The organism is Vibrio sp. SCSIO 43153, from assembly GCF_023716625.1.
GTDB classification, from domain to species: domain Bacteria; phylum Pseudomonadota; class Gammaproteobacteria; order Enterobacterales; family Vibrionaceae; genus Vibrio; species Vibrio rotiferianus.
Window position 1 is genome coordinate 2916173 of record NZ_CP071855.1, and the last position, 13886, is coordinate 2930058.

Below are 13886 nucleotides of genomic sequence, written 5' to 3' on the forward strand. Positions count from 1 at the left end.
ATTAATTCCCAAACATCAATGCGGTCAGTACGAAGTCTAAGCCCAGTACTGCTAAAGAAGAATGCACTACAGTGCGCGTCGTTGCTCGGCTGATCCCTTCAGACGTCGGAATAGCGTCATAGCCATTAAACAAAGCAATCCAAGTAACGGTAATAGCAAACACGATACACTTGATCATGCTGTTACCGATGTCTTGACCTAATTCGACCGAAGACTGCATTGCAGCCCAGAAACTACCATGATCTACGCCTTTCCAATCGACGCCAACAAGCTGAGCGCCCCAAATCCCCACAGCCATAAAGATCATAGCAAGTAGAGGCATTGAGATCGCCCCCGCCCAAAAGCGTGGCGCTATCACTCGTTTCAGCGGGTCAACCGCCATCATTTCCAAGCTAGACAACTGCTCAGTAGCTTTCATCAGACCGATTTCTGCCGTTAATGCTGAACCAGCACGACCTGCAAACAACAGCGCAGTTACTACGGGCCCAAGTTCACGTAGCAATGACAAGGCCACCATTTGACCAAGGCTGCCCTCTGCACCGTAATCCACCAACACCACGTAGCCTTGCAAGCTAAGCACCATGCCGATGAACAAACCAGATACCACGATGATAGCCAACGATTGAACGCCTACGGAATAAAGCTGCTTGACCAGCAAAGGCAAATTTTTAATTGGCTGAGGTCGAGTCAATAATGCACCAACAAGCATCAAGGTTGCACGACCGAATGCTTCGCAGATGGCTAATGTGCGTCTTCCTAAAGAAGCGACAAATTGAATAAAGCTATCGACCATCAAATAAATCCTTTTCGATACTTTGAGCTGGGAAGCGGAATGGTACTGGCCCATCCGCTTCGCCTTGTAAAAACTGCTGCACGCGAGGGTCAGGATTGTCTCTCAACTCTTGTGGTGTGCCAAACGCAATCACTTTGCCATCGGCCATCAAGTAAACCCAATCGGCAATGCTCATCACTTCGGGCACATCATGAGAAACGATAATGGAGGTCACACCTAACGCTCGATTCAAATTACTGATCAGCTCAACAAGCACACCCATGGTTATTGGATCCTGACCAACAAAAGGTTCGTCGTACATGATAAGGTCAGGGTCGAGCGCTATCGCGCGGGCTAATGCAGCACGGCGAGCCATACCACCAGAGAGCTCGCTTGGTTTTAACTCCGCAGCCCCTCGTAACCCTACAGCTTCAAGCTTTAGCAGCACCATGGTTCGGATTAATTCTTCGGGGAGATCTGTATGTTCACGCAAAGGAAACGCGACATTATCGAAAACGTTCAAATCAGTAAACAGAGCGCCTGATTGGAACAACATACTCATCTTTTTACGAGCATGGTATAAGTGCTTTCGAGATAATCTAGGGATGTTGTCACCGTCAAACCAAATCTCTCCCTGCTCTGGATATAATTGGCCACCAATTAAGCGCAATAGAGTCGTTTTACCTATTCCAGATGGCCCCATAATTGCGGTAATTTTCCCTCTCGGGATATGTAACTCAATGCCATCGAAAATCTTACGTTCTCCTCGCGAGAAAGTAAGATTGTTCACTGTAACTAAATCATCGTTTGGCATAGCATTTTTCTCTTACTCATAGGTAAAGACAATCAGTAAAGTATACCCATTGCTCCAATAGCTACTCATTTCAGCCAACTGACTTGGCAATAAAAATCATTTGAGTACGACTCAAGCTTGTCATCATAAGCAGATCGGCGGTGGATTAAAAGTGAATTAAAAGCACTGTTCAATTAAAGAAAACCATAAAATTTCAAAGAATTCTCAAAAGAGCACACATTTTAAGGTGTAGAGCGGTTTAGAGTTGACCTACACTCGGTTGCATTATCTTCATTCGCGATTGAGCAACAATTAAACACAAATTCGTTACTAACTTTTAATTTATGCATTGTTTATCTTCCATTTTTGGTCGCAAAAGGTCAAAATTAGCGGTTACTCATTTTGCTTATTTATTACCTAGGAATCATCATGCTCGAAGCCGTTGCGTTGCTTATCGTCGGTCTTGTTTTACTTGTTTGGAGTGCAGATAAGTTAGTTTTTGGCTCCGCTGCTCTAGCCCGCAACGTCGGTATTTCACCACTAGTGATCGGCATGACCATTCTAGCAATGGGCTCATCTGCACCAGAAATGATGGTTTCAGCAACCGCAGCATGGGATGGCAAAACCGATACAGCGGTTGGTAACGTACTGGGTTCAAACATCGCTAACATTGCTTTGATCCTAGGTATTACTGCGATTATCAAACCACTTTCTATAAGCTCTGCCGTGATTCGCCGTGAACTGCCTTTGATGATAGCAGTTACTGTGCTTGCCGGTATTTTGCTATGGGATAGCCACTTAGGTTTCTATGAAGGCATCTTGTTATTCATTCTGTTCGCTGGTTTCTTATTTGCCATGCTGCAAATCAGCCGTAAAGAGCAGAAAGCCGGTGACGCGTTTGTTGATGAACAAGAATCTGAAGTTCCAGAAGGCGTAACTAACCCTAAAGCAATTATGTGGGTCGTGATTGGCTTGATACTACTTCCCTTAGCAGCGAGCATGCTGGTAGACAATGCTGTTATCATCGCTAAATACTTTGGTATGAGCGACCTTGTGATCGGTCTAACTATCATTGCCATTGGTACTAGCCTTCCAGAGCTAGCCGCTTCTCTTGCAGGTGTTCTTAAAGGCGAAGACGACATGGCTGTAGGTAACATCATCGGTTCAAACGTATTCAATATTCTTGCGGTAATGGGCCTACCAGGCATTATCAACCCATCGATGCTGAGCGAATATGCAATGGGGCGTGATTTCTGGGTAATGCTAGGCGTGTCTCTGCTACTCGTAGCGATGTGTCTTGGTAAATCTCGAAGCATCAACCGACTAGAAGGTTCCATTCTGTTTGTGTGTTTCTTGGCTTACCAAGTATACCTATTCGCAAACATGGCCGCTTAATAACAAAATAAGTAAACACGAATTGGAGCTCTGATATGCCCACTCAATTTGATTTTCGCGCAGCTGCTAAACAAGTTCTTGATATTGAAGTTTCAGCTCTACAACAGCTAGACCAATACTTTAATGAGCAGTTTGAACAAGCTTGTAAGTTGATTCTTTCCAATAGCGGTAAAGTTGTCGTGATGGGGATGGGCAAATCAGGTCATATTGGCAATAAGATTGCTGCGACACTAGCAAGTACTGGAACCTCTGCATTTTTTGTCCACCCAGGTGAGGCAGCGCATGGTGACCTTGGTATGATCAGCGCGGGTGACATCGTTATCGCGATTTCAAACTCGGGTGAATCTCATGAGATTCTATCTCTATTCCCTGTGTTGAAACGCCTGAACATCAAAATCATCAGCATGACTGGCAAGCCAGAGTCGAACATGGCGAAGCTGTCTGATCTGCATCTGCAAATCACCGTGCCAAAAGAAGCTTGCCCTCTTGGTCTCGCGCCAACCAGTAGTACCACTGCAACTTTGGTTATGGGTGACGCATTGGCGGTAGCTTTACTTCAGGCACGTGGATTTTCCGCAGAAGACTTCGCTTTATCTCATCCCGGCGGTGCGCTGGGAAGAAAACTGTTGTTGAAGCTGTCTGATATTATGCACTTTGGAAACTCACTACCAAAAGTTTCACCGGATGCACTGATTCGTGATGCCTTACTCGAGATTTCAGAAAAAGGCTTGGGGATGACGGCTATCGTCGATGAACACGATGCTATGCTTGGAATATTCACCGATGGTGATTTGCGTCGCACGCTAGATAAACGTATTGATATCCACACGACTGCGATTGGTGACGTAATGACTAGAAATCCAACCACAGCGCACCCAGAAATGCTTGCAGTGGAAGGTTTAAATTTAATGCAAGATAAGAACATCAACGCTTTAGTTTTATGCGAAGACAACAAAATTGTTGGTGCACTGAATATGCATGATTTGTTAAAAGCAGGTGTAATGTGATCAGTACTCACTGTACTGCGCACTGCACCCAATTTAAATAAGGCAATAGTCAGGGAAGTACTGAGCTAAAATAAAGGCCTTTATTATATGAGTTTTACTCGTTTCATATATTTGATGCTGATAGTCTCCATCACGTGGTGTAGCTATTATATCTTTTCATCTGAAAGAAATTCAGATGTCCAGATAGCACCTAACACCGAGTTGCCAATGTTTAGTGGTAACAAGTTAGAAAATACAACATACGGAGATGATGGCATTAGAAGTTATGTCATTGTCGCAAACCATTTAGACTACTTTGCTAAAAGTGGAAGCACTCTTTTTGAGCAGCCTATTTTGTTCGTATACAAAGGTGGTGAAATTGTAGAGTGGAAAGTAACATCTAGAACAGCAGTCTTGGATGATGACCAAGTATTAACTCTGTACGATGATGTTCTAATGCACAATCTATTACCTGGCGCTAGCTTCGACACCATGGCGACAGATAAAATGACAATCAATCTAAATAATCGAGATTTTTACGCCAATCAGAAAGTTATTCTAGTTGGACCACAGTTTGAAAATACTGGAGGCGCAATGCACGGAAACTTAAATAGTCACATTGCAACTCTAACAAATGATGTTCAAGGTCGATATGAAACTGTTACACCTTAGCTTACTAACATTGATTTTAGCAGCCCCAACAGCACTAGCTCTAAAATCAGATACCGAGCAACCTGTTTACATTAACTCTGATACACAACAAGTTGATATGAAAAGTAACAAGGTTGTTTTTCAGGGGGATGTATCCCTGAAGCAAGGGAGTATTAACATAAATGCTGACAAAGTAATTGTTACGAGAGATGCGAATACTCAAGAAATATCCCAAATTGAGGCATACGGAAAACCCGCTACTTTTTCTCAACTAATGGATGATGGAAAGACGCTTAATGGCCAAGCAAACGAACTTGATTACATAATCAAAACAGATCAGCTTGTTATGCGTAAAAATGCTGAACTCGAGCAAGAAGGAAATACTATTCGAGGTTCAACGATTCGCTATCACATCCAACAACAGAAGTTAGTTGCCGATAGCTCAAAGACAGAACGAGTAACAACGGTCTTACAACCTAATCAGGTAAAATAAAATGTCAATTTTACGCGCAAAGAACCTTGCGAAAAGTTACAAAAAGCGCAAGGTTGTGACTGATGTGAGTCTAGAAGTCGAATCTGGCCAAATTGTTGGTCTGCTCGGGCCAAACGGTGCAGGTAAAACCACATCATTTTACATGATTGTAGGCTTGGTGCCTCGTGATGAAGGTATCATCACTATCGACGACCAAGATATTAGTATTCTACCTATGCATAGCCGTTCTCGTATGGGGATCGGCTACTTACCACAAGAAGCATCAATCTTCCGTAAGCTATCTGTTGAAGACAATATCATGGCCGTTCTTGAGACTCGCCAAGAGTTAACACGAGAAGAGCGCCAAGATAAACTGGAAGATTTATTGGAAGAATTCCACATACAGCACATACGAAACAGTGCAGGTATGGCACTATCAGGTGGTGAACGCCGCCGTGTAGAAATTGCTCGTGCATTGGCAGCAAACCCTCAGTTCATTTTGTTGGATGAACCGTTCGCGGGTGTTGACCCAATTTCGGTTAACGACATCAAGAAAATCATCGAACACTTGCGCGATCGCGGTCTTGGTGTATTAATCACTGACCACAACGTACGTGAAACCTTGGACGTGTGTGAAAAAGCCTATATCGTAAGCCAAGGTCACCTCATCGCTTCTGGGACTCCGGACGAAGTTCTCAACAACGAACAAGTGAAACAAGTTTATCTCGGCGAACAATTCCGTCTATGATTACATTAGGAACGGTAAGATTCTGAGCATTACAAGGTAAGTAACACTGAATGAAACCTTCATTACAACTCAAGCTAGGTCAACAGTTAGCCATGACGCCGCAGCTGCAGCAAGCGATTCGTTTGTTGCAATTGTCGACGCTCGATCTTCAACAAGAAATCCAAGAAGCACTGGACTCCAACCCGCTACTGGAAGTTGAAGAAGGCCACGAAGAACCTCAAGCAAACGGTGAAGACAAATCAGCGTCTGAATCTGCTGATAACAGTGCGAACGAAGCCAACGATGCCTCAGAGCCCGACCTTCCAGACAGCTCAGACGTGATTGAAAAATCGGAAATCAGCTCTGAGCTAGAAATTGATACCACTTGGGATGACGTATACAGCGCAAACACGGGCAGCACTGGCCTAGCGCTGGATGACGACATGCCAGTCTACCAAGGTGAGACCACGGAGTCGCTGCACGATTACCTCATGTGGCAGTTAGACTTAACACCTTTCAGTGAAACCGACCGCACCATCGCCCTCGCGATAATCGATGCCATCGACGACTACGGCTACCTAACCCTTTCTCCTGAAGAAATCCACGAAAGCTTCGATAACGAAGAAGTGGAATTAGATGAAGTAGAAGCGGTACGTAAGCGTATCCAACAATTTGACCCACTTGGTGTAGCCTCTCGCAACCTGCAAGAATGCTTGCTACTGCAACTGGCGACCTTCCCTGAAGACACGCCGTGGCTCGCTGAAGCAAAAATGGTGTTAAGCGATCATATCGACCACCTTGGTAATCGCGACTACAAGCTGGTAATCAAAGAAACTAAGCTTAAAGAGGCGGACTTGCGTGAAGTATTGAAGTTGATTCAACAACTTGATCCGCGCCCAGGTAGTCGTATCACACCCGATGACACTGAATACGTCATTCCGGATGTGTCCGTATTTAAAGATCATGGTAAATGGACCGTCTCCATAAACCCTGACAGCATTCCGAAACTAAAAGTAAATCAACAATATGCGCAACTAGGCAAAGGCAACAGTGCGGATAGCCAGTACATTCGCAGCAATTTGCAAGAGGCAAAATGGCTAATCAAGAGCCTAGAAAGCAGAAACGAGACGCTTCTCAAAGTTGCAAGATGTATTGTTGAACATCAACAAGATTTCTTCGAGTATGGTGAAGAAGCCATGAAACCAATGGTACTTAACGATGTAGCATTGGATGTGGACATGCATGAGTCAACGATCTCTCGTGTGACTACACAGAAGTTTATGCATACCCCACGTGGCATTTTTGAATTGAAGTACTTCTTCTCTAGTCATGTTAGTACAGACAATGGTGGAGAATGTTCGTCCACAGCAATTCGCGCTCTCATAAAAAAACTGGTCGCAGCGGAAAATACCGCTAAACCATTGAGTGACAGCAAAATTGCTGCTCTTCTGGCTGACCAAGGGATTCAAGTCGCAAGACGAACGATCGCGAAGTATCGTGAATCCTTGGGTATCGCCCCTTCAAGTCAGCGTAAACGCCTACTTTAAGGCACCAACTGAAAAGGAAAGTCTATGCAAATCAATATTCAAGGCCATCACGTTGATCTTACCGATTCAATGCAAGACTATGTTCAATCTAAGTTTCAGAAGCTCGAAAGGTTCTTCGACCACATCAATCAAGTACAAGTCGTACTAAAAGTTGAAAAACTCAACCAAATAGCGGAAGCTACGCTCCACATAAATCAGGGCGAAATCCATGCGTCATCGAATGACGAAAATATGTATGCAGCAATTGATTCGCTGGTGGATAAATTAGTTCGTCAACTTAACAAGCACAAAGAAAAACTAAACAGTCATTAATCATGCAATTGAGCGAGATACTGTCACTGGACTGCACCAAAAGTGCAGTCCATTGTACAAGTAAGAAACGTGCCCTAGAGATGATCAGTCAGATTGTCGCTGAAAACACGGGCCAAGATTCTACACAACTGTTTGAGTGTATGCTCAGCAGAGAAAAAATGGGGAGTACTGGTATCGGTAATGGTATTGCTATTCCTCACGCAAGAATGCAATCCAGCGACAAAGCTATCGCCGTTTTACTACAATGCGACGAAGCAATTGAGTTTGACGCTATCGACAACCGACCTGTCGACCTTCTTTTTGCTCTTCTTGTTCCCGAAGAACAGTGCAAAGAGCACCTCAAAACACTTTCCTCTATGGCAGAGCGCTTGAGTGATAAGCAAGTACTCAAAATGCTGCGTAAAGCTCAGAGTGACGAAGAACTCTACGACATTATGATTCATCAGTAATCGAGGCAATCACCATGCGATTAATCGTTGTTAGCGGGCACTCTGGTGCCGGGAAGAGTGTTGCCTTACGCGTACTTGAGGATTTAGGTTATTACTGTGTAGACAACCTACCAGTCAACTTACTCGACGCGTTTGTTCAATCAGTCTCTGAGAGCAAACAAAACGTTGCAGTAAGCATCGATATTCGAAATATCCCTAAGAAACTCAAAGAACTAAACACCACGCTAGAAAAGCTAAAGGCTGAGCTGGACGTTACGGTACTGTTCTTAGATGCGAACAAAGAAACGCTACTTAAACGCTACAGCGAAACCCGCCGAATTCATCCCTTATCATTGGGAAGCCAGTCTTTATCACTGGATCAAGCCATTGAGCTTGAGCATGAAATACTGATGCCACTAAAAGCGCATGCTGACTTAGTCCTGAACAGTAGCGGTCAATCTCTGCATGATCTCAGCGAAACGGTACGTATGCGTGTTGAAGGGCGCGAGCGTAAAGACTTGGTGATGGTGTTTGAGTCATTTGGTTTCAAATACGGTTTACCATCAGATGCAGATTACGTGTTTGATGTGCGCTTCTTACCAAACCCACATTGGGAGCCTGCGTTGCGCCCTCTTACTGGTTTGGATGCTCCGATCGGTGCGTTCCTAGAGCAGCATCAGTCGGTACTTGACCTAAAATACCAGATTGAAAGCTTCATTGAGACTTGGCTGCCTCTATTAGAGAAAAACAACCGCAGCTACCTGACCGTTGCGATTGGTTGTACTGGTGGCAAACATCGCTCGGTTTATCTCACTCAAAAAATCGGTGAGTACTTTGCGGATAAAGGACACCAAGTACAAATTCGCCACACTTCACTGGAAAAGAATGTTAAGGAATAACGGTGGAACTAAGTCGTAAAGTATTGATCCAAAACCGCTTAGGCTTGCACGCTCGTGCGGCAGTAAAATTGGTCGAACTGGCACAGAGCTTCGATGCGGTGATCACCATCGATAACGAAGAAGACAAAACTGCAACTGCAGACAGCGTCATGGGCTTGCTGATGTTGGAATCCGCCCAAGGACAATACGTGACCATCCACGCCACTGGCGATCAATCCGAGCAAGCTCTTGATGCGGTTTGCCATTTGATTGAAGATAAGTTTGACGAAGGCGAGTGATTCACTCGCTTTTTTATTATCTCTAGCCAGATATCCCACATAACTTTCACCTCCTGCTTAAATTCCGATAAATAATTTTGTCGACTTTCATAAGTTGTTATTAAAAGGTGCCTAGAATTAAGTTATTATTCAAAGCATTGTAAATATCAGGAATTGGGAGGAATGAATGGCAGAGCAAATAGAATTCGACCAAGCTCACCAAGCCCTCCAAGAAGTCACAGAAGCACTGGAAAACGGTCGCTTTGTCCATGTTCGTCGCCAACTGCAGGACATGGAACCTGAGGATATCGCACACCTTTTAGAAGCCTCGCCGCGTAAGAGTCGTGAGGTTCTTTGGCAGCTCACCGATCCAGAAGATTACGGTGAGATTCTTGACGAGCTGAACGAAGATGTTAAAGACAGTCTTGTGTCCAAAATGGCTCCTGAAGCGCTTGCAGAAGCGACAGAAGGCATGGACACCGATGACGTGGCTTACGTACTGCGTAGCTTGCCTGACGACGTCTCACGTGAAGTTCTCTCTCAAATGGACTCTGCCGATCGTCTGCGCGTGGAAACCGCCCTATCCTACCCTGAGGATACCGCGGGTGGACTGATGAACACCGACGTAATCACCATTCGTGGTGACGTTGATGTGGATGTTGTCCTGCGTTATCTGCGTATGAAAGGCGAACTGCCTGAAGCAACTGACGCGCTGTACGTTATTGATGATGAGAGCAAACTGATTGGTGAACTACCGATCACGACGCTGATCACCACACAACCTGATGTCAAAGTCAGTGAGGTGATGGAAGATGCGGATGATGCGATTACTGTTGATACTAGTGACTCTGACGTAGCAAGCCTGTTTGAGCGTCGTAACTGGGTATCTGCTCCGGTTGTGGATGAAAATCAGCACCTCGTTGGTCGTATCACCATCGATGACGTGGTTGACGTTATCCGTGAAGATGCCGAACACTCAATGATGAGTATGGCGGGTATGGATGACGACGAAGATACCTTCGCGCCTGTGGTAAAGTCTGCTCGTAAACGTAGTATTTGGCTTGGTGCCAACGTACTTGCTGCACTGGCCGCTGCTTCTGTCTCCAACATGTTTGAAGCGACTCTAGACCAAATGGCTGCGATTGCCGTCCTGATGACGATCGTACCTTCAATGGGTGGTGTAGCAGGCAACCAAACCGTTGCGCTTGTGATCCGTGGCTTAGCACTCGGTCATATCGGTGACTCGAACAAACGCGAACTGTTGATGAAAGAAGCGGCTATCGGCTTGCTGAACGGCATCATGTGGGCGCTGATCATCGGTGGTATTGTAGTAGCTTGGAAAGGTAACTGGATGCTTGGCGGGATTATCTCGGCAGCCATGCTGACCAACCTGCTTGTGGCAGGTGTTGCGGGTGTAACTATCCCAATACTACTGAAGAAGATGAATATCGACCCAGCACTGGCTGGTGGTATGGCGCTGACGACAGTGACCGACGTGATTGGTCTTTCAGTTTTCCTCGGTCTCGCGACCTTGATGATTTAGCCTCAGTAATGACCAGTAGGTAACAAACAATAAAAAAGCCTGATGAACACATCAGGCTTTTTCGTATCTAGCGGTTAGTGAGCTTACTCACCGGCAACCTTCATGGTATCCAACAAGATAGAACCTGTTTGGATTTGTGAGCGTGTTTCTACATCACTACCCACAGCCACAATCTGATTGAACATGTCTTTCAAGTTACCCGCGATAGTAATTTCAGACACTGGGTATTGGATTTCACCGTTTTCTACCCAGAAACCTGCAGCACCACGAGAGTAATCGCCAGTCACAACGTTCACGCCTTGACCCATGGTCTCTGTTACCAGTAGACCGGTGCCCAACTCTTTCAACATTTGCTCGAAGTTTTGACCTGTCGACTTCACGTACCAGTTGTGGATTCCGCCAGCGTGACCCGTTGGGTCCATCTTCATCTTGCGAGCGGCATAGCTGGTTAGCAAGTAAGTTGCTAAAACACCATCGGTGATGATTTCACGATCTTGCGTGTATACACCTTCACTATCAAATGGGCTGGAAGCCAATCCACGTAGTACGTGTGGACGCTCAGAAATGTTGAACCACTCAGGTAATACTTGCTTACCAAGATGATCCAATAGGAAAGAAGACTTACGGTATAGGTTACCACCACTGATTGCCATCACTAGGTGACCAATCAAGCCTGTCGCTACATCTGCAGCAAACATCACCGGGTATTTGCCTGTCTTAAGCTTTTGCGCATCAAGGCGGCTGATGGTTTTCTCTGCAGCGTTGCGACCAACAGTTTCTGGTGTCCAAAGATCATCACGATGACGCGCAACGGTGTAGCTGTAATCACGTTCCATCTCACCGTTTTGACCCACACCAATTACACAACAGCTGGTGCTATGACGGCTGGATGCATAGCTGGCTAACAAGCCGTGGCTATTACCATACACTTTTACGCCATAGTGGCTATCGTAGCTTGCACCATCGCTTTGCTTAATCGCATCGCTGTAGTTCAACGCTTCTTTTTCAGCGGCAATCGCGACTTGCGCTGCGTAGTCTGGATCGGGCGCATCTGGGTGGAAAAGGTCTAAGTCTGGTACCTCTTTCACCATGTATTCTTTTGGAGCAGGACCTGCGAATGGGTCTTCTGATGTGTATTGAGCAATGTCTAGTGCTGCTAAGACCGTTTGTTCGATAGCAGCTTCACTCAAGTCAGATGTGGAAGCACTGCCTTTGCGTTGACCACGGTAGACGGTGATACCCAGTGCGCCATCGCTATTGAATTCAACGTTTTCCACGTCACCCATGCGAGTGGAAACACTCAAACCTGTGCTCTTGGTGATTGCGACTTCAGCGGCATCAGACTTCGCCGCAGCGATTTCTAGTGCACGTGAAACGGCTTGTTCTAGCTCGGTACGTTGCTCAGCAACCTGCTGTTTAATATCCATTGTCTTTCACATCATGTATTCGATGTACAATAGAATAACAAGAATTTCGCTTTCTCCCCACGATTCTTGTTAAAATAGTCATAATATTAATCAAAACACAGGCAACTGAAATGGCACGTAAGAATCAAAAAGCGCCATGGGAACCAGAAGAAGAGATCATCTGGGTAAGTAAATCCGAGATGAAGCGAGACATGGAAGAGCTGCAAAAGCTAGGTGAAGAGCTTGTAGGCCTAAAGCCAGCTGTTCTAGATAAGTTTCCATTGAGCGAAGACCTACGAGAAGCGGTCGCTGATGCACAACGCTTTAAAAACGAAGCGCGTCGTCGTCAGCTACAACGTATTGGTAAGCTAATGCGTTACGAAGATCCAGAACCAATCCAAGCGGCGCTGGATAAAATCCGCAACAAGCACTCACAAGCGACAGCCGCTCTGCACAAGCTAGAAGCACTGCGTGATCGCGTTGTGGAAGAAGGCGATAAAGCGATTGATGACGTAATGGAACTGTACCCAGAAGCGGATCGTCAACGTCTACGTCAACTTGCTCGCCAAGCAGCGAAAGAGAAGAAAGCCGGTAAACCAGCAAAATCTTACCGTGAAATCTTCCAAATTCTTAAAGCGTTTGAAGAAGAAATGTAATTCAACGCTTAAGAACGTAAAAAGCAGACCTTTGTGTCTGCTTTTTTCATGCCGATTTTCTGCTATTACGCCAAGCGATTGAGACTTTCACCGCGCTCAAAGGCGTTAATATTTTCAATCAGAATCTCAGCCAAACGCTGAATCGATGAGTCACTACCCCAGGCAATGTGTGGCGTCAGCAATAGGTTCGGCAAGTGCATATTGGCAATCAGCGGATTATTCTCATTGGCGGGCTCTTGGGTAAAGACATCAACCCCAGCACCAGCAATCTCACCTTGCTTTAAGCCGTCCACCAAAGCTTGCTCATCCACCAAGCCACCACGTCCAGTATTAATCAAAATTGACGTAGGCTTCATCTGCTTAAGCTCCGCCGCGCCAATCAAGTTTTGCGTCTCATCATTCAAAGGGCAATGCAATGTGATGGCGTCCGCTTGCTCAAGAACATCAGCAAAAGAAACATAGCCTTCTCGGCACTCTGTTGCGCCTTTACGCTCGGCAAACAACACATTCATACCCAATGCTTTTGCCAATCGTGCCGTTGCCTGACCTAATGCGCCGCTGCCAACCACACCTAAGGTGCTACCTGCAACGTCTCCAATCGGATGCGTAAAGAAACAGAACTGCTTGTTGCGTTGCCACTCGCCTGCCGCAATATCTTGATGATAACCAAACAAGTTACGACGCAAGGCAAACAGCATTGCGATAACGTGCTCTGGTACAGACCGAGTCGCATAGCCACGCACGTTCGCGACCGCAACATTGCGCTCAGCGCAATAGTTGATATCGACGTTGTTGAACCCCGTGGCCGCCACAGCAATCATCTTGAGATTAGGAAGCTGAGATAGAACGGTTTGGTCGAGCACCACTTTGTTACTGATAACGATATCCGCATCAGTGAGACGCTCAATCACTTGCTCTGGAGAAGTCAGATCGTATTCCACCCAATCATGGGCAAAGCTTGGACGAGGTATTTGAATTTGAGTGGGGATGGTCGCGCGGTCGAGGAAGACCACTTTAGGCAGTGACATAACAACTCCTTGTT

Annotated in this window: 16 protein-coding genes; 12 read left to right on the forward strand and 4 right to left on the reverse strand. The window is 45.7% G+C overall.

Going from position 1 to position 13886, the window contains the following annotated elements; translation table 11 throughout:
• Position 1 precedes the first annotated feature (1 nt).
• Positions 2 to 793, reverse strand: coding sequence for a lipid asymmetry maintenance ABC transporter permease subunit MlaE (gene mlaE, locus J4N37_RS13945; RefSeq protein ID WP_010450422.1), 792 nt, complete (start codon positions 791 to 793; stop codon positions 2 to 4).
• The gene (mlaF, locus tag J4N37_RS13950) at positions 783 to 1586 is read right to left on the reverse strand and encodes a phospholipid ABC transporter ATP-binding protein MlaF (RefSeq protein ID WP_252041203.1); all 804 of its coding nucleotides are present in this window, start codon (positions 1584 to 1586) and stop codon (positions 783 to 785) included. Before mlaF ends, mlaE begins: the two co-directional genes overlap by 11 nt.
• A gap of 408 nt (positions 1587 to 1994) precedes the next feature.
• Between mlaF and J4N37_RS13955 the strand changes: the two genes are divergently transcribed.
• The 11 genes from J4N37_RS13955 (at position 1995) to mgtE (ending at position 10782) form a co-directional block, all read left to right on the forward strand.
• A complete protein-coding gene (locus J4N37_RS13955; RefSeq protein WP_010450425.1) occupies positions 1995 to 2960 on the forward strand; it encodes a calcium/sodium antiporter in 966 nt (321 codons plus the stop codon).
• A 35-nt stretch (positions 2961 to 2995) separates the two neighbouring features.
• On the forward strand, positions 2996 to 3967 hold the full coding sequence (gene kdsD, locus J4N37_RS13960; RefSeq protein ID WP_071236291.1) for an arabinose-5-phosphate isomerase KdsD: 972 nt from the start codon (positions 2996 to 2998) through the stop codon (positions 3965 to 3967).
• An 87-nt stretch (positions 3968 to 4054) separates the two neighbouring features.
• The gene (gene lptC, locus J4N37_RS13965) at positions 4055 to 4618 is read left to right on the forward strand and encodes an LPS export ABC transporter periplasmic protein LptC (RefSeq protein ID WP_252041205.1); all 564 of its coding nucleotides are present in this window, start codon (positions 4055 to 4057) and stop codon (positions 4616 to 4618) included.
• Positions 4599 to 5090, forward strand: coding sequence for a lipopolysaccharide transport periplasmic protein LptA (lptA, locus tag J4N37_RS13970; protein WP_010450431.1), 492 nt, complete (start codon positions 4599 to 4601; stop codon positions 5088 to 5090). Before lptC ends, lptA begins: the two co-directional genes overlap by 20 nt.
• A 1-nt stretch (position 5091) precedes the next feature.
• On the forward strand, positions 5092 to 5817 hold the full coding sequence (gene lptB / locus J4N37_RS13975; protein ID WP_010450433.1) for an LPS export ABC transporter ATP-binding protein: 726 nt from the start codon (positions 5092 to 5094) through the stop codon (positions 5815 to 5817).
• Positions 5818 to 5867: 50 nt separating this feature from the next.
• Entirely contained in the window at positions 5868 to 7343 is a 1476-nt protein-coding gene (locus J4N37_RS13980) for an RNA polymerase factor sigma-54 (RefSeq protein ID WP_038884578.1), read from the forward strand.
• A 24-nt stretch (positions 7344 to 7367) separates the two neighbouring features.
• Positions 7368 to 7655 carry a ribosome hibernation promoting factor gene (gene hpf / locus J4N37_RS13985; RefSeq protein ID WP_010450437.1) on the forward strand — a complete coding sequence of 96 codons (288 nt, stop codon included), beginning with the start codon at positions 7368 to 7370 and terminating at the stop codon, positions 7653 to 7655.
• A gap of 2 nt (positions 7656 to 7657) precedes the next feature.
• On the forward strand, positions 7658 to 8104 hold the full coding sequence (gene ptsN / locus J4N37_RS13990) for a PTS IIA-like nitrogen regulatory protein PtsN (RefSeq protein WP_010450439.1): 447 nt from the start codon (positions 7658 to 7660) through the stop codon (positions 8102 to 8104).
• 14 nt (positions 8105 to 8118) lie between these two features.
• A complete protein-coding gene (gene rapZ, locus J4N37_RS13995) occupies positions 8119 to 8982 on the forward strand; it encodes an RNase adapter RapZ (protein ID WP_010450441.1) in 864 nt (287 codons plus the stop codon).
• A 2-nt stretch (positions 8983 to 8984) separates the two neighbouring features.
• The gene (locus J4N37_RS14000) at positions 8985 to 9260 is read left to right on the forward strand and encodes an HPr family phosphocarrier protein (protein ID WP_005432843.1); all 276 of its coding nucleotides are present in this window, start codon (positions 8985 to 8987) and stop codon (positions 9258 to 9260) included.
• Between the two features lie 166 nt (positions 9261 to 9426).
• The gene (mgtE, locus tag J4N37_RS14005) at positions 9427 to 10782 is read left to right on the forward strand and encodes a magnesium transporter (RefSeq protein ID WP_010450444.1); all 1356 of its coding nucleotides are present in this window, start codon (positions 9427 to 9429) and stop codon (positions 10780 to 10782) included.
• Positions 10783 to 10865: 83 nt separating this feature from the next.
• On the opposite strand, the gene pmbA is transcribed toward mgtE, so the two are convergent.
• Positions 10866 to 12209 carry a metalloprotease PmbA gene (gene pmbA / locus J4N37_RS14010; RefSeq protein ID WP_010450446.1) on the reverse strand — a complete coding sequence of 448 codons (1344 nt, stop codon included), beginning with the start codon at positions 12207 to 12209 and terminating at the stop codon, positions 10866 to 10868.
• A 110-nt stretch (positions 12210 to 12319) separates the two neighbouring features.
• Between pmbA and yjgA the strand changes: the two genes are divergently transcribed.
• Positions 12320 to 12844 (forward strand): ribosome biogenesis factor YjgA, encoded by a 525-nt coding sequence (gene yjgA / locus J4N37_RS14015; protein WP_010450448.1) that lies wholly within the window; start codon positions 12320 to 12322, stop codon positions 12842 to 12844.
• 65 nt (positions 12845 to 12909) lie between these two features.
• On the opposite strand, the gene J4N37_RS14020 is transcribed toward yjgA, so the two are convergent.
• Positions 12910 to 13872, reverse strand: a complete 963-nt coding sequence (locus tag J4N37_RS14020) for a D-2-hydroxyacid dehydrogenase (protein ID WP_252041207.1) — start codon at positions 13870 to 13872, stop codon at positions 12910 to 12912.
• Between the last annotated feature and the right edge of the window lie 14 nt (positions 13873 to 13886).